This is a genomic window from Salinisphaera sp. Q1T1-3, from assembly GCF_003602005.1.
Lineage (GTDB): Bacteria > Pseudomonadota > Gammaproteobacteria > Nevskiales > Salinisphaeraceae > Salinisphaera.
In genome coordinates this window covers 42,545-59,461 of sequence record NZ_QZWD01000002.1, presented here as the reverse complement: position 1 = coordinate 59,461, position 16,917 = coordinate 42,545, and the positions used below count along the sequence as shown (strand labels likewise).

The window sequence follows — 16,917 nt, the reverse complement described above, 5'->3', positions numbered from 1 at the left end:
GCCACCGTCATGTCGGATCACGCAAGCCCCCATTCGGTCGGACTGGTCACGCCGGAGACACTGCACGTCGCCGCGCCGATGGCGCTGGACTGCGGCAAGCAGCTCTGCGAATTCGATCTCGACTACGAGACCTACGGGACACTCAACGCCGATGGCTCGAACGCGGTGCTGGTCTGTCATGCCCTGTCGGGCAACCATCATGCCGCCGGGCGTCATCAGGCCGACGATGCCAAGCCCGGCTGGTGGGACAAGTGCATCGGCCCCGGCAAGATGATCGATACCAATCGATTCTTCGTCGTGGCCTCGGCCAACCTCGGCGCCTACAACGGCTCCACGGGCCCGGGCAGCATCAATCCGGAGACCGGGCGCCACTATGGCCCGGACTTTCCCGTGGTCACGGTCGGCGACTGGGTGCGCGCCCAGAACATCCTGCGGGCACATCTGGGCATCGAGACATGGGCAGCGGTCGTCGGCGGCAGCCTCGGCGGCATGCAGGTCATGCAATGGGCGATCGATTTCCCGGATCGGCTGCGTCATGCCGTGGTGATCGCCAGCGCACCCAAGCTTTCGGCCCAGAACATCGCCTTCAACGAGATCGCGCGTCAGGCCATCGTCACCGATCCGGAATTCCATGCCGGGCGCTATTACGAAGCCGGCGTGGTCCCACGCCGCGGGTTGATGCTGGCCCGCATGCTCGGCCACATCACGTATCTGTCAGACGAGGCCATGCGCGCGAAATTCGGGCGCGACCTGCGGGCCGGTCGTATCGGCTACGGTTTCGACGTCGAGTTCCAGGTCGAGTCGTACTTGCGCTACCAGGGCGAGTCGTTCGTCGGCCGCTTCGATGCCAATACGTATCTGTTGATGACCAAGGCGCTCGACTACTTCGATCCGGCCTATGCCACCGGCGGGGACCTGGCCGCTGCCTTTGGCCCGGCGACGGCGCGCTTCATGGTGATTTCGTTCACGTCCGACTGGCGGTTCGCGCCGGCTCGCTCGCGCGAGATCGTCGATGCGCTGGTCCAGGCCGGCAAAGAGGTCGCCTATGCCGAGGTGGCTTCCGACCTGGGCCACGACGACTTCCTGCTGACCATGCCGCACTACGTGAACACGATGAAGGCCTACATGGGCCGCGTGGCAGCCGAGGTGGGCGCATGAACACACAAAGCACCCCCACGCGTAACGGCCTGCGTGCCGATCTGGCGCTGATCGCCGACTGGATCGCGCCCGGGTCGCGCGTGCTGGACCTGGGCTGCGGCAACGGAACGTTACTGGCGCACCTCCAGCAGACCAAGCACGTACGCGGCTACGGCCTGGAGATCGACCCCGACAACGTGATCGCCAGCGTCGCGGCGGGCGTCAATGTCCTGCAGGTCGATCTGGACGACGGCCTCGCCCAGTTCGAGACCAACAGCTTCGACTATGTCGTGATGAGTTCGGCGATTCAGGAAGTGGCGGCGCCCAACGCACTGCTCGACGACATGCTGCGCATCGGCCGTGACTCGATCGTGACCTTTCCGAATTTCGCCCATTGGCGACTGCGAACCAAGATCGCCCTGCGCGGCGTGATGCCGTCCTCACGCGCCCTGCCCAATCGATGGTACGACACGCCGAACATCCACCTGTGTACGGTGCGGGACTTCGAGCGTCTGTGCCAGGACAAGAAAGCGCACATCGTGCGCCGGCATTTCGTCAATCACGCCCACCGGGCGCAGGCCGCCATGCGACTGGTCCCCAACCTGCTTTGCGAGATTGCCCTCTACCGGCTTCGTGACGGCCGAACCGGCTGAGGCCGAGCACTCTCCGGACACGGGTTGCCGGAGACTCAGGTAGCCGTCGATCTGAATACGACAGTCGAGGACACGTCACGCGACGCCCCCGGCCGCCAGTCTTGCGGGCCACCTGCGGCCGGACACAGCGGGACAGCGCCCGACGCAACGCGCTCAGGTCGATTCGCCGGTCACCGCGAACTTGGCCCGCAGAAACTGCTCGTGCGACAGATACAGCAGGTCGGCGAGTTCGCGCAGCAGGACTTCTTCCTGAGCATCGAGCTCGTCATCGGCATAGGCAACACGCCAGAGCATCTCCAGAACTTCGCGTTTCTCGTGCTCGTCCAGCCCTTCGTTCAGCGTCTTCAGATACTGATAGAGCGAAACCGCCGACTCGGCCTCGGGCGCGGCAGCCACGATCAGCTCCTCGACCTCACCATCGGTAAGACCGAAATGGGTCTTGAGCTGACGCCGGATTTCATCGTATTCGGCGGCGTCGTGATTGTTGTCGGCGTGTGCCATCTCCAGCAAAAGCACGGCCGCCGCGATTCGCTGTGCCCGAACCGGGTCACGCTGGCCCCCGGCGGCCGGCTGGATGGCATCCTTGAGACGATCGAAAAGGCCCATGATCTCTAGTGTCCTGTGACGTCGGTTCGTGACATGAATGTCGAGTGATTCTTTGTACCACGCAAGGCGCAGACGCTCGCCGTATCCGGTAACACGGCGTGGTGCCGCCACGCCGCCTGGCACGAAACGACACCCGACCAAGGCAACGAATCCGGGCGCCAGGACACGAAATATGTCGTCCGGGCCTGGACAGCTGCGCCCGAGGCCTTGGGGCGCGTCGTCACGAGATGAGACGTCGCACCCGCGGCCAAGCGGCAGCAATAACGAGGTATCGAGAGCATGGCGTGGCCCAGCCATGTGAGCGCGCGATAACGCCGGATTGTCGTTGCCTGGCCGCTGGCTCTTCGGGTGGCCCCTGCCTATCCAGGGTCTGTTGAGGTTTCGTGCGCGTCCGCGCCCAGTGCGCCCGGAAATTGACGATGGGCGGCGGCAAAACGAAGCGTCGTACGCGCCGTGCAGCCACTCTGCGCCGGCGTGTCAGAACGCTGGATTGCCGTCGTGTTTTTGATTTTGGGACGCCTGTCCCTTCGGGTTGGGCCGCCCATTAAAAATCGACGATGGGCGCCCGGCGGGCGTTGCGAGCCTTGATCGTGGCACGCCCCGATCGGCAACTCGCGCCTTGCCGGACACACTGCGGCCTCTCGACGAAAAGGCGCTCGTACGAAACCTAACAGGCCCTAGCACTCGGCTTGCCAGAATGTCTGCGCGTGTCGGCGCAGCTCGCTCAGACGGCCGTGCAGGAAATGACCGGCGTCTTCGAGAATCACGAGCGCCGGCGCCGGGTCGAGCGCGCGCACCGTTTTGATCGCCGTCTCCACGTCAATCACATCGTCGGCGTCGCCGAAGACGGCCAGCCAGTGGCAATCCGGGCGTGGGAGCTCGTTGTCGAAATAGGCGCTTGGCAATCCGATGGTAAGCAGCGACGGCGCCCCGTCGGCCGCGGCCACGCGCAGGGCGACCGCCGAGCCAAAGGAAAACCCCGCCAGACCGGCCAGCGAGAGCCCGGACGCCGCGAGCGCCCAGTCCCGTACGGCCCGCAGGTCGTCCTGCTCACCCCGGCCCTCGTCGTAGCGGCCCTCGCTGGCACCCGTCGCACGAAAATTGAAACGCAGCGTCGCGAACCCGGACTCACGCGCCGCCCGTGCGGTCATGTAGACGACCTTGTTGTCTTTCGTACCGCCCTGCTGCGGATGCGGATGGCATACCACGACGACTCCACGCGGCGGGTCGCCGGGCAGCTCCACATCGACTTCCAGACGCCCGTCCGGGCCATCGATGAAACCGCTGGCGCGCTTGTCCGTGCCGGTCGGCCATGTCAGATCAGTCATTGGTTCTCGCTCGTCGGGTTCTCTGTACGCGCCGGGTCCGGCAGATCCGCCGGCAACTCGCCGTTGCCACGGGTACTGGCAGCCTCGGCCCGTTCGGCCCGGGCACGACGACGGTCCTCGTCGCTGCGGCGCGGCGCATAATAGATGATCGTGTCGCCCACTTCCGGCCGGCTGCCCCCCTTGGCCGGGGACAGCAGCAGTGTCTTGTCGTCGTGCAGCACCGCGATCGGAATCGACTCCTCGGCGCGGTCGCGCTTGAGATCATCGAAACCGTAGGCCTCGGTGAGCTTGGTCTTGTAGAACTGCCAGCCCTGGTGATGACGCCGCCAGAGCTCTTCGTACTGGGCGTTGTCATGGAACGCCGGCCGACCACGCAGCGGACGCGCCACGACCTTGGAGTCGTTGTTCTCGTCGGCATCGTACATCGGCAGCTGGAAGACGCGATCATGCTCCAGGCTGTTGACGAAGTGCGAACACACGAGCGCGTTGTAGGCATCATTGCTCGTGGCCGCGATCATGCAGGCGATTTCGTTGAGTTCCAGTGATTGCTGGATCGTCTCGGACAACACCTCGCCGTAGAGCACGCGCACGCCGGCCAGCCGCGCGGTGCGCAGGCGGTGCCACGACGAATCCACGAGCAGGACCTGCACGTGCAGTTCGTTGGCCAGCGCCCGAGCCAGTTCGGTCGACCAGGGTGAGGCACCGACGATGAGCACGCCGTTGGGCTCGGCCGACAGACGCAGCCAGCGCGACAGCCGGCCAAGCGAGAAGCCGTGCAGCACGACCGTGGTAAATACCACCGCGAAGATCAGCGGCAACAGCTGCTGGGCCCCGCCGTAACCGGCCTCGACCAGCGTGGGCGCGAACACACCCGCGACGGCCGCGGCCACGATCCCGCGCGGCGCGATCCAGCCCACGAGCAGCCGATCCCGCCAATTCATGTCGGTGAACATGGTCGCCAGAAACACCGCTGCCGGCCGGGCAACGAACAGCACCACGGCCACCAGTGCAGCCGCGTGCCAGTCCAGGTGCAGCAGCACCTTCGGATCGAGATCGGCGGTGAGCACGATGAAGACGATCGAGACCAGCAGGACGGTGACGTATTCCTTGAACCGTCTCAGCTCGGCCATGCCGGCGATGGACATGTTGCCCATCACCATACCCATGACCGTCACCGCGAGCAGGCCGGCCTCGGCAAAGATCTCGCTGGCCACGCCATAGATCACGAGCACGAAGGCGATCGTCAGCGGGGCCTTGAGATATTCCGGCACCCAGATGTGGTTGAACGCCCAGCCGAGCGCCAGGGCCACGCCACCACCGAGCACCAGGGCAATGATCACCGCCAGGCCGAGCTCCAGAAAGACCTGCGTGCCGCCGCCCGGATAGGCGCCGGACAGCACGAAGTACTGGAACACCAGCACGGCCAGCAGCGCGCCGATGGGATCGTTGATGATCCCTTCCCACTTCAGATAGGAGGCAGTACGCCGGTTCAGGCCGGCCTGTCGCAGCATCGGGATGATGACTGTCGGCCCCGTGACGACCAGGATCGCGCCGAACAGCAGCGAGACCGGCAGGCTCAGCCCGCCCACGTAATAGGCTGCGATCGAATAGAGCCCCCAGGAGAGGACCGAGCCGAGCGTGACCAGACGCCGCACCCCGGATGCGGCTTCCTTGAATTCGTGGAGTCGCAGGCTCAGCCCGCCCTCGAAAAGGATCACGGCGACGGCCAGGCCAACCATCGGCGAAAGCACTGGCCCGATGTCCTCGGTGGGGTTGACGTAGCCCAGCACCGGCCCGGCGATCACGCCGGAGACAAGGAAAAGCACGATCGCCGGAATGCGCAGCAGCCAGGCGATCCATTGCGAGAACACGCCCAGGGCGAGTATCGCGATCAGAAGTAGCGAAAGATGATGTCCCATCGATGCGAAGTACCGGTAACCGCCGTGTCGGCGTGTGACTGGTCGAGACTACAACGAGTCCCAGTTGCCCTTGCGACGCCGCCGCAGCATCGGCAGAAAGAGGCCGATGAGAATGCCGCCCGTGAGGATCAGCGCCCCGACCTGCATGCCCTCACGCCGCGACTGGAGCGACTCGTTCTCGTGCTTGAGCCGGTCGACGGTCGAGCGCAATTGCATGATCTGCTGGCGATATTTCTCGTTCTCGTTGCCGATGCGGATCGCATCGGCCGAGGTCTCGCGTATTTTCTGGAGCTGTGCCTTGAGCGACTTGTTCTCGGCGACGAGATTCTTCTTCAGCTCGCCGAGCTGGTCGGAACCATGCAACGCCTCGGACAACTCTTTCTTGAGATCCTGGTTCTCGGACGACAGGTTGTCGGCCTTGTTCTTCGCGTCGGCGAGCTGACTCTCGGCGGCCGGCGAATCGGCCAGGAATCGAGTCAGCACGAAACCGACCTTGCCGTCGCGCGTCCGGACCTTGGTCCAGCCGTTGTTGGAAGACAGTGTTTCGAGCTGATCGCCGGCATCCAGCAGCCGATCGATCCGATACTGGTTGCCCGGCCCGCTGCGCATGTTGATCGACAACTGATCACTGACATAGCGGGTCGCCGCGGATGCCGTGCCGACCGAGACCAGGCACAGCCCCATCAGACACATCGCCGCAAAGCGCGTCCGCGCTCTCGTCTTTCGCATGAAAGCCCTCGAAACGGAATATCCCAAACCCACAGGTCCCCTCGCGCACGCGCGCGCCGCAAGAGGCGGAGTGTAGCAAAGCAGGCCAAACGCCCGGGCCCTGCTTGTCGGGCACGCTACACTGTCGGGCGCGATTTCTCACTGACCCGCATCATGGCCCTGATCGATATCGGCGCGAATCTCGCCCACGACGGTTTCGACGACGACCGCGAAGCCGTCATGGCACGCGCCGAGGCCGCCGGCGTCACGCACTGCGTGGTCACCGGTAGCGACCGCGAGAGCAACGCCCGCGCCAGCGCGCTGGCCGAAGCCGACCCGCAGCATCTGTCGGCCACAGCCGGGCTGCATCCGCATCACGCCGAGGACTGGAATACCGAGATCGCTGCCGAGATGCGCGACCTCGCCGCTCGAAACCGCCTGGTCGCGATCGGCGAAACCGGGCTCGACTATTTCCGCGACATCAGCCCGCGCGATGTCCAGAAGCGGGTCTTTGCCGAGCAACTGGCCATGGCCGTCGACACCGGGTTGCCGATGTTCCTGCATCAGCGCGAAGCGCACGACGATTTCCATGCCATCCTGGCCGAGCACCTGCCCGATCTGTCGCGCGCCGTGGTCCACTGTTTCACCGACAGCGCGGCCGCACTCGACGATTATCTGGCGCTTGGCTGTCATATCGGCATTACAGGCTGGATCTGCGACGAGCGACGCGGCCGGGCGTTGTTCGACGCGGTCCCCGCCATTCCCGACGATCGCCTGCTGATCGAAACGGATTGTCCTTACCTGTTGCCCCGGACTATCCGGCCGAAGCCCAGAAGCCGACGCAACGAGCCGGCGTATCTGCCCTGGGTGCGTGATCGCGTCGCCGATGCCCGGAACCAGGCGCCCGAACACGTCGAACACGTCACTCAGGCCAACGCCGCCCGCTTTTTCGCACTACCGGATCGCCTTGTGTCCTGATCCGGATTCACCCGATGGCGGTGACGCGATGTAGCCGCTATGCTGAGTTGAAACAACGATCACAGGAGCGCTTCATGAGTCAGAACACCGATACCGACGCCATCAAACGCGACGTCGAATCCCTGCGAAAGGACCTGCGAGAACTGGCCGAAGGCTTTCGCCAGAGTGGCGAGAACCAGGCACGTCGGGTCGGCAAACAGGCCCAGGACACCTACGAAACCTATGCCAAGGAAGCGCGCAAGCGCGGTAAGGAAGTTGGCGCGGAGATCGAGGCACGTCCCTTCACGAGCGTCATCGCCGCTTTTGTCATTGGCCTGATTCTGGGCAAGATTTTCCGCTAGGGCGTGTTGTCCGCCACAAAGGGCCGTCGAGATTGTCGGCCTGGCATCTCCAGGCCCTGTTCGCGGCCCTGCCGTTACATCGGCACCACGCCGGATGCGCCGGCGCGGGCCATGTCCGGTAACGCTTTCACCGATCGCCCGATGGAGTCACGCGCGTGAGCATTAAAAGCCGAGTTGCGGCCGCCATATCGCTGCATTACCTCATCTGGCTGGCCCTGTTCGTGGTCATCATCGCCATTGCCTTTGCCGCGACCGGGCTGTTTCTCTGGCTGCAGCCCACGTTCGGCCCGGCGGCTGCGGCATTCACCGTCGCCGGCAGCCTGCTGGTACTGCTCGGCCTCGGGCTGTTGACGATTTGGCTGATCTCGGCGCTGCGTCGACGTGCCAGAAAACATGGTCATCTTGTCGAAGAACCCTCGCATCCACAGTCCGAGACGTTTCTCGAGGATCAACTGCGTCCGGTGCTGGGCGACCGGGCCATGCAGTGGGCGCGTGCGAACCCGGGGTTGCTGACTGCCGGTGCCCTCTCGGCCGGCGTGTTGCTGGCCGCCAGTCCGGCGCTGCGGCGCACGCTGATGTTCACGGCCCGCCCGATTCTCGTGCGTCGCGGTCTATCCGCTCTGGTGGATCGCTTCAGCGACTGAACGAGGCCGCCGACATGGGCTTGGCCCGATTCGGGATCGCGCCCGCTTGACAGCGTGACGGGATCACGCCGGCCATCCGTATCTCGCCTAGCGCATGGCAACAGGCCGAGCCCGGCGGCTCGCAAGACGCCGGGCTCGCATGGAATCAGTCCTCCGGCGGCTGATCGGTCACCGCGCCCTTGGCGGCACTGCCGACGAGGCGCATGTATTTGGCCAGCACACCCCGGGTGGCGTTGGGTGCCCGACGCTGCCAGGCCGCGCGACGACGCGCGAACTCTGTATCGTCAACATGCAGATGCAGCTGTCGTGCGTGGGCATCGATCGTCACGGTATCGCCGTTCTCGACGAGCGCGATGCCACCGCCAACGGCGGCCTCCGGCGCGACGTGCCCCACGACCATGCCGTAGGTCCCGCCGGAGAAACGGCCGTCCGTGATCAGCCCGACCTTTTCGCCGAGCCCGCGGCCGACGATCGCCGAGGTCGGGGCCAGCATCTCACGCATGCCGGGCCCACCCTTCGGGCCTTCATAACGGATGACCACCACATCACCGGCCACGATCGACTCATCGACGATCGCCGCCATGGCCTGCTCTTCCGAATCGAAGACCTTGGCCGGGCCAGTGATCGACGGCTTCTTCAGCCCGGTGATCTTGGCCACCGCCCCTTCTTCGGCCAGATTGCCCTTCAGGATGGCCAGATGCCCGGTCTCGTAGAGCGGCTGATCGATCGGACGAATCACATCCTGCCCCGCCGGCGGGGCATCCGGGACATCGGCCAGCACCTCGGCCAGCGTCTGGCCGGTGATGGTCAGCGTGTCGCCATGGATCAGCCCGGCGTTCAGCAGAATCTTGAGCACCTGCGGAATCCCGCCGGCTGCGTGCAGCTGTGTGACGACATAACGGCCCGACGGCTTGAGATCGCAGAAGACCGGCACTTTGGCGCGAATACGTTCGAAGTCGTCCAGCGATAGATCCACATTCGCTGCCTGGGCGATGGCCAGCAGATGCAACACTGCGTTGGTGGAGCCGCCCACGGCCATCATCAGCGCGATGGCGTTCTCGAACGCCTTGAAGGTGAGCAGATCGCGCGGCTTGATGTCTTTTTCGATCGCCGTGATCAGCGCCTCGGCCGATGCCGCGGTCGAATCGGCCTTCTCGGCATCCTCGGCGGCCATCGTCGAGGAATACGGCAGGCTCATGCCCATCGCCTCGAATGCACTCGACATGGAGTTCGCGGTGAACATGCCCCCGCAGGAGCCTGCCCCGGGGCAGGCCGCGCATTCGACCCGCTTGACCTGGGCATCGTCGATGCGACCGGCCACGCGCTGGCCGACGGCCTCGAAGGCCGAAACAATCGTCAGATCCTCGCCGTCCAGATGGCCCGGCTTGATCGTGCCGCCGTAGACGAAGATGGCCGGGACGTTCATGCGGGCGATGCCGATCATCGCGCCCGGCATGTTCTTGTCACAGCCCCCGATGGCCATGACGCCGTCCATCGACTCCGCTTGAACGGCGGTCTCGACGGCATCGGCGATCACCTCGCGCGAAACCAGCGAGTACTTCATGCCCGGCGTGCCCATCGAGATACCGTCGGAAACGGTGACGGTGCCGAACGTCTGCGATTTCGCCCCGCCGTGTTCCAGAGCGGTTTCAGCGCGCGCGGTGAGCTTGTTCAAGCCCATGTTGCACGGCGTGATCGTCGAATATCCATTGGCGATGCCGACGATCGGCTTGTCGAAATCCTCGTCGGTGTAGCCCATCGCGCGCAGCATCGCGCGGTTGGGGGCCCGGGCCGTGCCCTGGGTCACGATCTGGCTGCGGCGCGGTTTGGGCGTGTCTTCGGCCATCGATGGTCTCCTTGTACGTCAGCGTCATTATGCCGAGCGCCTGTACGGCACACCAAACCGACATGAGCGCCACGCCGGGACGGGCGGCTTCATGTTGTCGGTCGCATTCCGGCATGTCGCGCAAAAAAACGCCCCGGCAGTCTCTGCCGAGGCGTGGGCGCTGCGGTGCCAGTCACCGCAGACCGGGTTCTAGGTGTCGAGTTCCGCCAACAACTGGCTTGGCGGGACTGAACACCTAGCGATTGGGCTGCTTGGTCATGCGCAGATACGGCGTCAGCGCGTTCCAGCCTTCGGGGAAGAGCTTTTCTGCATCCTGGTCCGACAGGGCCGGCGAAATGATGACGTCATCGCCGTTCTGCCAGTCGGCCGGCGTGGTCACCTTGTAATTGTCGGTCAACTGCAGCGAATCGATCACGCGCAGGATCTCGGCGAAGTTACGCCCCGCGCTCTTCGGATACGTCAGCGTCATCCGGATCTTCTTGTTCGGATCGATCACGAAGACACTGCGCACGGTCGAGGTGTCACCCTCGTTCGGGTGAATCATGTCGTAGAGTTCGGCGACCTTGCGATCCGTGTCGCCGATCAGCGGCAGGGTCAGCGGTGTCCCCTGCGTGCGCTCGATGTCCTCGCCCCACTTCTTGTGGTCCTCGACCGAATCCACGGAGACCACGATCGCTTTCGCATTACGCTTGGCGAATTCTTCGGACAGCCGCGACGTCGCCCCGATTTCCGTGGTGCAGACCGGCGTGAAATCGGCCGGATGCGACATCAGTACGCCCCAGCCGTCGCCGAGCCACTCATGAAAATCGATGTGGCCTTCCGTGGTGTCAGCAGTGAAGTTCGGTGCGGTGTCACCCAGTCTCAGGCTCATTGCGCGTTCTCCTTGGTCCGATAATGGGCTCAAGTATAACAATGCAGCCATGGTGCGACGCCGATCGTGCCCCAACCTTCAGACCTATTCTTATATGGTCTTGGGAGTCCCAAGCCTCTGGATATCGCTTCATGTCTGCCTCATCACCGGATCAAGATGCCCCTGTGGTGGTCTATGTCACCACGCCGGACCGGACCATCGCCGATTCGATCGCCGCTGCCCTGGTCGAACATCACGAGGCCGCCTGCGTGAATATCGTCGCCGGCGTGCAGTCGGTCTATCGCTGGCAGGGGCGAATCGAGCGCGACACGGAGCAGCTGCTGGTGATCAAGACGCGACAGGCCCGTCTCGCTGCCATCGACGCGCGCCTGGCAACGCTGCATCCCGACGATGTCCCCGAACGCATCGCCTTGCCGATCGTCGACGGCGCACCGGCCTACATGCAGTGGCTCGTCGAGCAGACCACACCCGAGACATGATGAACAACGCCCTGGCACGGTCATGTCTGTATCTCGCCGTGCTTCTGGTCTGCTTGAGCGCGGCCATTACCGCAACGGCGGCCGACACGAGCACGCTGCTGCCGGTCGACAAGGCCTTCGCCCCCAAGGTCTCGCGCGACGGCCCGCATACCCTGTCGGTCTCCTGGCAGATCGCCGACGGCTATTATCTATATCGCCACGCCTTCGCCTTCGCGCTCCAGGACGCCGGTGATGCGCGCCTCGGCCCGCCGACGATTCCCGAGGGCAATCGACATACGGATGAATATTTCGGCCCGGTCGAGACCTATCGCCATACGGTGCATATCCGCATCCCCGTGCAGGGCGATCTGCCGTCGACGGCCCGGCTCGCGGTTTCCTATCAAGGTTGTGCCGACGCCGGCCTGTGTTATCCCCCCCAGGAGAAAACCCGGCCGATCCCCGATGACGTCTCCGCCACCGCCACCGCCAACGCCGGCCCACCCGAGAACGCCCGAGACATAACGCAGACCGCCCGGACCGCTGCGCGGCTGGCCAGCCGCGCGGGCGGGGAGACGACCACGACGCAGCCGTCCAACGCCGATACGACGACAACGCTGGCCGAGCGGCTGGCCAACGCGCCGCATGTCGCCACGCTCGGGCTTTTTCTCCTGCTCGGGCTCGGGCTGGCATTCACGCCCTGCATCCTGCCGATGATCCCGATCGTCGCCGGGCTGATCGGCAGCCGTGACGTCTCGCGTGCCCGGGCGTTCGCGCTCGCGCTGGCCTATGTCATCGCCATGGCCGTGGCCTATGCTGTCTTCGGCGTCGTCGCCGGCTACTTCGGCGCCAATATCCAGGCCGCACTCCAACGGCCGTTGGTATTGCTGCCGTTCGCTGGCCTGTTCCTGCTTCTGGCCGGCGCGAGCTTCGGATGGTTCGACTTCCAGATGCCCGGCGCGCTGCGCGCGCGCCTTTCCGGCCCGGAGACGACCAACTCCCGAAGCCTGGCCGGCGCAGCCGGACTCGGATTCGCCGCCGCGCTCATTGCCGGACCCTGTGTCGCGCCGCCGCTGGCCGGTGCGCTGCTGTACATCTCGACCAGCGGCAACATCCTGCTGGGTGGGCTGGCGTTGTTCTGTCTCGGTCTGGGCATGGGCCTGCCCCTGATCGCCCTGGCGGTCTTCGGCGCCAGCGTGTTGCCGCGCACCGGGGCCTGGATGGCCGAGATTCGTGTCTTCTTCGGCGTCCTGCTGCTGGCGACCGGCTTCTATCTCGGGCTGCGCCTGGCGCCCGCCGCCGTAGCGCTGGCTGCCTGGGGCGGACTCGCGCTGGTCTACGGGGCGTATCTGTCGACCCGGCCAGTATCGCGAACGAGTCTGCTCGTGTCCCGTCGCGTCGCCGTCGCCCTGCTTGGCGGCTATGTCGCCCTGGCGATGGCCGGTCTGGCGATCGGCAACGGCCGCCCGACCGCCCCACTCGCCGGGCTGGCCTCGACATCCGATCCGACGGGGGCGGCCGCCTCGAAGAGTCCGTTCGAGCGCGTGACCACACAGGCCGGGCTCAAACGGGCCCTGGCACGCGCCCGTGAGACGAATCGAGCGGCCATGGTCGATGTCTATGCCGACTGGTGCGTGGAGTGCGTCCGGATGAAGCACACGGTGTTCGCACGCCCGGCGGTGCGCACAGCCCTGACCGATATCGTGGCCATCGAGTTCGACATCACCGATTACACGGCCGACCAGCGACAGGCGTTGCGCGCGATGTCCATCTTCGGCCCGCCCACACTCGTGTTCTATCGCGCCGACGGGGATACGAACCCGGATGCACGAGTCACCGGCACGATCGACGCCGAAACCCTGCTCGGCCGGCTTGGCGGCCTCGACAACACCGCACGCACGCCATGAGGCGTGCAACGGCTTACCTCATCGCCCTGCTGGCCCTGGCGGGGCTGATCGCCGGGCTGGCCTGGTTCGCGCGCATCGCCTCACAGCCGCCGGCCGCCCCGTCGTTCTCGCTGACGGATCGAGCCGGTCACCCCCATCGACTTGCCGACTATCACGGCGACATTCTGATCATGAATTTCTGGGCGCCCTGGTGTGCGCCGTGTCGCCGCGAGATGCCGATGCTGAATCGTTTTGCCCGACGGCACGCCGCGCACGGCGTGCGTGTTCTCGGCATCGCGGTCGAAACCACGCCGAACGATGTGGCGCGCGCCCTCGCAGACGCCCCGGTCGATTATCCGATCATCGCCCGGGGCGGCGCCGCACTGCAGCCGCGCTATGCAGCGACCGAACGCGCATCTCGCGTTGTGCCGCTCACGGTGATCGTGGGCCGATCGGGTCGGATCCAGTCGCAATTGATCGGCGAACTCACCGAACGTCGGCTCCGACGCGCCTTGGCACCGATATCGGGCGACTCCGGCGCCGAATGACCCTGATTTTGCCGGTTTCAAACGCTCTGCAGGCGCCGGAATGGCGGCTCATGCCTATTCGATTGCCTCGAACGTTGGCGATTGTCCGGCAATACGGCACCGAACGGCAGCGATTGCAGAATCGCAGTTGTGCCACCCGTTCGCATGCGGCAAACTTGCTCGCAGATGGACGCCGACGCACGATGCGAGGGCGCCGGTGACGCAGCCGGCCGCACGGCAGCGATCGGCCACATGCGCGACAGGAGCAGCCGACCCCATGGATATCCGCAAACTCAAGAAGCTGATCGAGCTCGTCGAAGACTCGGGCATTGCCGAACTCGAAATCACCGAGGGCGAGGAGTCCGTGCGGATCGGCCGTTATGCGCCGGCCGCCAGCCAGCCGGCGCCCGCGCCGGCTCAGTACGCGGTCGGCGCCCCGGCCGCAGCAGGTACGCCCGCACCGGCCGCCCCGAGCGATGACGCGGGTGCCGCATCCACGCCCGCGCAGGACGACACGCCCTCGGGTCACGTCGTACGCTCGCCCATGGTCGGCACGTTCTATCGGGCGCCGGCACCGGATGCGAAATCCTTCGTGGAAGTCGGTGATACGGTCGGCCCGAACGACACGCTGTGCATCATCGAAGCCATGAAGATGCTCAACCAGATCGAGGGCGAGGTCTCCGGTGAAATCGCCGAGATCCTCGTCGAGAACGGCCAGCCGGTCGAATACGATCAGCCCCTGTTCGTGGTGAAGTAATGCTCGAAAAAGTCCTGATCGCCAACCGCGGCGAGATCGCGCTGCGTATCCTGCGCGCCTGTCGCCAGCTCGACATTCCGGTCGTTGCGGCCTATTCCTCGGCCGATCGCGACCAGAAACACGTGCTGCTGGCCGAAGAAGCGGTCTGCATTGGCCCGCCCGCGGCCACGGCCAGCTATCTGAACATGGCTTCGTTGATGTCGACGGCCGAAGTCGCTGGCGCGACCGCCATCCATCCGGGCTACGGTTTTCTTTCCGAGAACGCCGATTTCGCCGAAAGCGTCGAGCAGTCGGGTTTCACGTTCATCGGCCCGAGAGCCGAGACGATCCGCTTGATGGGCGACAAGACCTCGGCCATTCAGGAGATGATGGCTGCCGGCGTGCCCTGCGTGCCCGGCTCGGGCAAGCCGTTGACCGCCGACGATGCCGAGAACCGCCAGATCGCCGAGCGCATCGGTTATCCGGTGATCATCAAGGCCGCCGGTGGCGGCGGCGGTCGCGGCATGCACGTTGTCTATGAAGCCGACGATCTGGCCGGCGCCGTGGACATGGCGCGACGCGAGGCCTCGAGCTTCTTCGGCAATTCGGCCGTCTACATGGAGAAGTATCTCGAACTGCCGCGGCATATCGAGATCCAGGTGCTGGCCGATGAACATGGCAACGTGATCCATCTCGGCGAGCGGGACTGCTCGCCGCAGCGCCGCCACCAGAAAGTCGTCGAGGAATCGCCGGCCCCGGGTATCACCGAGGCACAGCGCAACGAAATCGGCGCGCTCTGCGTCGAGGCCTGCAAGCGCATCGGCTATCGCGGTGCCGGCACCTTCGAGTTTCTCTACGAGAAGGGCGAGTTCCATTTCATCGAGATGAACACGCGCATCCAGGTGGAGCATCCGGTCACCGAAATGGTCACGGGCGTCGATCTCGTCGCCGAGCAGCTGCGCATCGCCGCGGGCGAGAAACTGCGCTACACGCAGGATGATATCCGCCTGCGTGGCCACGCCATCGAATGTCGCGTGAACGCCGAGCATCCGGAGACCTTCGTGCCCTCGCCCGGCAAGGTCGAGCAGTATCATGCGCCCGGTGGCCCCGGCATTCGCATGGACAGCCACATGTATGCCGGCTATTCGGTGCCGCCCCACTACGACTCGCTCATCGGCAAGCTGATCGCCCACGGCGACACGCGCGATGCCGCCCGGGCGCGCATGGACATGGCCCTGTCGGAAATGGTCGTGGAAGGCATTCACACCAATCTTGCGCTGCATCAGTGGATCATCAACGATCCGGAATTCGCACACGGCGGCGTTTCCATTCACTGGCTCGAGAAGAAGATCCGTCAGCGGCTCGGCAAGGACTGATGACCATCTCCTGGCTCCAGATCACGGCGACAACACATCGCACGGCACTCGCCGAGGCGGTATTCGAGCAGTTCGGCGCGGACGCGATCACCGAGCTGGACGCCGGCGACGAGCTGACGGTCGAAATGAGCCCCAACGCCATGCCCGCCTTCGCGCGGGCACGGGTGCTGGGGCTGTTCACGCAGGGCACGCTCGCCGAGCCGATCGTCGCGGCCCTGCGGGAAACACTGGGCGACGACGTGACCGTCGAGACCCAGACGCTGGAGAATCAGGACTGGGCCAGCGCCTGGCTCGCCGAGCATCCGCCGATGCAATTCGGCGACCGGCTCTGGGTGGCGCCGCATACGGCCACCGTCGAGGCCGGACCCGATGCCATCGTGATGCGGCTCGACCCGGGGCTGGCCTTTGGCACCGGCACGCACCCGACCACCCGGCTATGCCTGGCCTGGCTCGCCGAAACCGACCTGACCGGCAAGCGCGTGCTCGACTACGGCTGTGGCTCCGGGATCCTGGCGATCGCCGCTGTTCTGCTCGGTGCCGCCGAAGTCGTGGCGGTCGATATCGACGATCAGGCCGTCCAGGCCACGCGTGAGAATGCGGCCCATAACGGGGTGGCGAATCGAGTGCACACGCCACCGATCGATGCGATCGAGCACGGCCCGTTCGATATCGTGCTGGCCAATATTCTCGCGCGCCCGCTGATCGAGCTGGCACCGACACTGGCCGGCCACGCACAGGCCGAGGCCCCGATCGTTCTGGCCGGATTGTTGTCCCGCCAGATCGACGAGGTGCGTGTCGCCTATGCGTCGGACTTCGCGCTCGAGCCACCCACCCTCGAGGACGACTGGGCCCGTCTGACCGGCAAACGCCGCACGACGGCGTAGAACAAGCCTTTAGTCGTCTTTT

17 protein-coding genes are annotated in these 16,917 nt (G+C 65.3%); 11 read left to right on the top strand and 6 right to left on the bottom strand.

The window, feature by feature from the left end; genetic code table 11:
• Nucleotides 1-9 precede the first annotated feature (9 nt).
• Together D3260_RS02510 and metW are read left to right on the top strand one after the other, a co-directional pair.
• A complete protein-coding gene (locus D3260_RS02510) occupies nucleotides 10-1,158 on the top strand; it encodes a homoserine O-acetyltransferase (RefSeq protein ID WP_120096991.1) in 1,149 nt (382 codons plus the stop codon).
• Nucleotides 1,155-1,790 (top strand): methionine biosynthesis protein MetW, encoded by a 636-nt coding sequence (gene metW, locus D3260_RS02505; protein WP_120096990.1) that lies wholly within the window; start codon nucleotides 1,155-1,157, stop codon nucleotides 1,788-1,790. The genes D3260_RS02510 and metW overlap by 4 nt, the downstream gene beginning before the upstream one ends.
• 153 nt (nucleotides 1,791-1,943) lie before the next feature.
• Here the strand turns inward: metW and D3260_RS17410 are convergent, their stop codons facing one another.
• The 4 genes from D3260_RS17410 to D3260_RS02485 form a co-directional block, all read right to left on the bottom strand.
• A complete protein-coding gene (locus D3260_RS17410) occupies nucleotides 1,944-2,396 on the bottom strand; it encodes a TerB family tellurite resistance protein (RefSeq protein ID WP_158583357.1) in 453 nt (150 codons plus the stop codon).
• 677 nt (nucleotides 2,397-3,073) lie between these two features.
• On the bottom strand, nucleotides 3,074-3,724 hold the full coding sequence (locus D3260_RS02495; protein WP_120096988.1) for an alpha/beta hydrolase: 651 nt from the start codon (nucleotides 3,722-3,724) through the stop codon (nucleotides 3,074-3,076).
• Entirely contained in the window at nucleotides 3,721-5,643 is a 1,923-nt protein-coding gene (locus D3260_RS02490) for a sodium:proton antiporter (RefSeq protein WP_120096987.1), read from the bottom strand. The genes D3260_RS02495 and D3260_RS02490 overlap by 4 nt, the downstream gene beginning before the upstream one ends.
• A 48-nt stretch (nucleotides 5,644-5,691) precedes the next feature.
• Nucleotides 5,692-6,372: a TIGR04211 family SH3 domain-containing protein gene (locus D3260_RS02485; protein ID WP_120096986.1), complete on the bottom strand. Its 681-nt coding sequence runs from the start codon at nucleotides 6,370-6,372 to the stop codon at nucleotides 5,692-5,694.
• A 153-nt stretch (nucleotides 6,373-6,525) separates the two neighbouring features.
• Here D3260_RS02485 and D3260_RS02480 point away from each other — a divergent pair, with 153 nt between their 5' ends.
• The 3 genes from D3260_RS02480 to D3260_RS02470 all read left to right on the top strand — a co-directional run bounded on the left by D3260_RS02480 (nucleotide 6,526) and on the right by D3260_RS02470 (nucleotide 8,314).
• The gene (locus tag D3260_RS02480; RefSeq protein WP_120096985.1) at nucleotides 6,526-7,329 is read left to right on the top strand and encodes a TatD family hydrolase; all 804 of its coding nucleotides are present in this window, start codon (nucleotides 6,526-6,528) and stop codon (nucleotides 7,327-7,329) included.
• 74 nt (nucleotides 7,330-7,403) lie between these two features.
• Nucleotides 7,404-7,670 (top strand): hypothetical protein, encoded by a 267-nt coding sequence (locus tag D3260_RS02475; protein ID WP_120096984.1) that lies wholly within the window; start codon nucleotides 7,404-7,406, stop codon nucleotides 7,668-7,670.
• A 155-nt stretch (nucleotides 7,671-7,825) separates the two neighbouring features.
• Nucleotides 7,826-8,314 carry a hypothetical protein gene (locus D3260_RS02470; RefSeq protein WP_120096983.1) on the top strand — a complete coding sequence of 163 codons (489 nt, stop codon included), beginning with the start codon at nucleotides 7,826-7,828 and terminating at the stop codon, nucleotides 8,312-8,314.
• 145 nt (nucleotides 8,315-8,459) lie between these two features.
• Here the strand turns inward: D3260_RS02470 and ilvD are convergent, their stop codons facing one another.
• Both ilvD and D3260_RS02460 read right to left on the bottom strand, forming a co-directional pair.
• Nucleotides 8,460-10,160, bottom strand: a complete 1,701-nt coding sequence (gene ilvD / locus D3260_RS02465) for a dihydroxy-acid dehydratase (RefSeq protein WP_120096982.1) — start codon at nucleotides 10,158-10,160, stop codon at nucleotides 8,460-8,462.
• A 235-nt stretch (nucleotides 10,161-10,395) separates the two neighbouring features.
• Complete coding sequence (locus D3260_RS02460) at nucleotides 10,396-11,031, bottom strand: peroxiredoxin (protein ID WP_120096981.1); 636 nt, start codon at nucleotides 11,029-11,031, stop codon at nucleotides 10,396-10,398.
• A 131-nt stretch (nucleotides 11,032-11,162) separates the two neighbouring features.
• Here D3260_RS02460 and cutA point away from each other — a divergent pair, with 131 nt between their 5' ends.
• From cutA to prmA, 6 genes are all read left to right on the top strand, one after another.
• On the top strand, nucleotides 11,163-11,510 hold the full coding sequence (cutA, locus tag D3260_RS02455; RefSeq protein ID WP_120096980.1) for a divalent-cation tolerance protein CutA: 348 nt from the start codon (nucleotides 11,163-11,165) through the stop codon (nucleotides 11,508-11,510).
• Complete coding sequence (dsbD, locus tag D3260_RS02450) at nucleotides 11,510-13,393, top strand: protein-disulfide reductase DsbD (RefSeq protein WP_158583356.1); 1,884 nt, start codon at nucleotides 11,510-11,512, stop codon at nucleotides 13,391-13,393. The genes cutA and dsbD overlap by 1 nt, the downstream gene beginning before the upstream one ends.
• Nucleotides 13,390-13,920 carry a TlpA disulfide reductase family protein gene (locus tag D3260_RS02445; RefSeq protein ID WP_120096978.1) on the top strand — a complete coding sequence of 177 codons (531 nt, stop codon included), beginning with the start codon at nucleotides 13,390-13,392 and terminating at the stop codon, nucleotides 13,918-13,920. The genes dsbD and D3260_RS02445 overlap by 4 nt, the downstream gene beginning before the upstream one ends.
• Before the next feature lie 256 nt (nucleotides 13,921-14,176).
• Nucleotides 14,177-14,656, top strand: coding sequence for an acetyl-CoA carboxylase biotin carboxyl carrier protein (gene accB, locus D3260_RS02440; RefSeq protein WP_120096977.1), 480 nt, complete (start codon nucleotides 14,177-14,179; stop codon nucleotides 14,654-14,656).
• Nucleotides 14,656-16,011, top strand: a complete 1,356-nt coding sequence (gene accC / locus D3260_RS02435) for an acetyl-CoA carboxylase biotin carboxylase subunit (RefSeq protein WP_120096976.1) — start codon at nucleotides 14,656-14,658, stop codon at nucleotides 16,009-16,011. The genes accB and accC overlap by 1 nt, the downstream gene beginning before the upstream one ends.
• Nucleotides 16,011-16,895, top strand: a complete 885-nt coding sequence (prmA, locus tag D3260_RS02430) for a 50S ribosomal protein L11 methyltransferase (protein ID WP_120096975.1) — start codon at nucleotides 16,011-16,013, stop codon at nucleotides 16,893-16,895. Before accC ends, prmA begins: the two co-directional genes overlap by 1 nt.
• Nucleotides 16,896-16,917: the final 22 nt, after the last annotated feature.

Bases quoted from the DNA above. Each gene is read 5' to 3' on its own strand.
- D3260_RS02475 (WP_120096984.1), top strand. From the start codon at position 7,404: ATGAGTCAGAACACCGATACCGACGCCATCAAACGCGACGTCGAATCC.
- D3260_RS02485 (WP_120096986.1), bottom strand. From the start codon at position 6,372: ATGCGAAAGACGAGAGCGCGGACGCGCTTTGCGGCGATGTGTCTGATG.
- accB (WP_120096977.1), top strand. From the start codon at position 14,177: ATGGATATCCGCAAACTCAAGAAGCTGATCGAGCTCGTCGAAGACTCG.
- dsbD (WP_158583356.1), top strand. From the start codon at position 11,510: ATGAACAACGCCCTGGCACGGTCATGTCTGTATCTCGCCGTGCTTCTG.
- prmA (WP_120096975.1), top strand. From the start codon at position 16,011: ATGACCATCTCCTGGCTCCAGATCACGGCGACAACACATCGCACGGCA.
- D3260_RS02480 (WP_120096985.1), top strand. From the start codon at position 6,526: ATGGCCCTGATCGATATCGGCGCGAATCTCGCCCACGACGGTTTCGAC.
- D3260_RS02495 (WP_120096988.1), bottom strand. From the start codon at position 3,724: ATGACTGATCTGACATGGCCGACCGGCACGGACAAGCGCGCCAGCGGT.
- D3260_RS02490 (WP_120096987.1), bottom strand. From the start codon at position 5,643: ATGGGACATCATCTTTCGCTACTTCTGATCGCGATACTCGCCCTGGGC.
- D3260_RS02460 (WP_120096981.1), bottom strand. From the start codon at position 11,031: ATGAGCCTGAGACTGGGTGACACCGCACCGAACTTCACTGCTGACACC.
- accC (WP_120096976.1), top strand. From the start codon at position 14,656: ATGCTCGAAAAAGTCCTGATCGCCAACCGCGGCGAGATCGCGCTGCGT.
- metW (WP_120096990.1), top strand. From the start codon at position 1,155: ATGAACACACAAAGCACCCCCACGCGTAACGGCCTGCGTGCCGATCTG.
- cutA (WP_120096980.1), top strand. From the start codon at position 11,163: ATGTCTGCCTCATCACCGGATCAAGATGCCCCTGTGGTGGTCTATGTC.
- D3260_RS17410 (WP_158583357.1), bottom strand. From the start codon at position 2,396: ATGGGCCTTTTCGATCGTCTCAAGGATGCCATCCAGCCGGCCGCCGGG.
- ilvD (WP_120096982.1), bottom strand. From the start codon at position 10,160: ATGGCCGAAGACACGCCCAAACCGCGCCGCAGCCAGATCGTGACCCAG.
- D3260_RS02445 (WP_120096978.1), top strand. From the start codon at position 13,390: ATGAGGCGTGCAACGGCTTACCTCATCGCCCTGCTGGCCCTGGCGGGG.
- D3260_RS02510 (WP_120096991.1), top strand. From the start codon at position 10: ATGTCGGATCACGCAAGCCCCCATTCGGTCGGACTGGTCACGCCGGAG.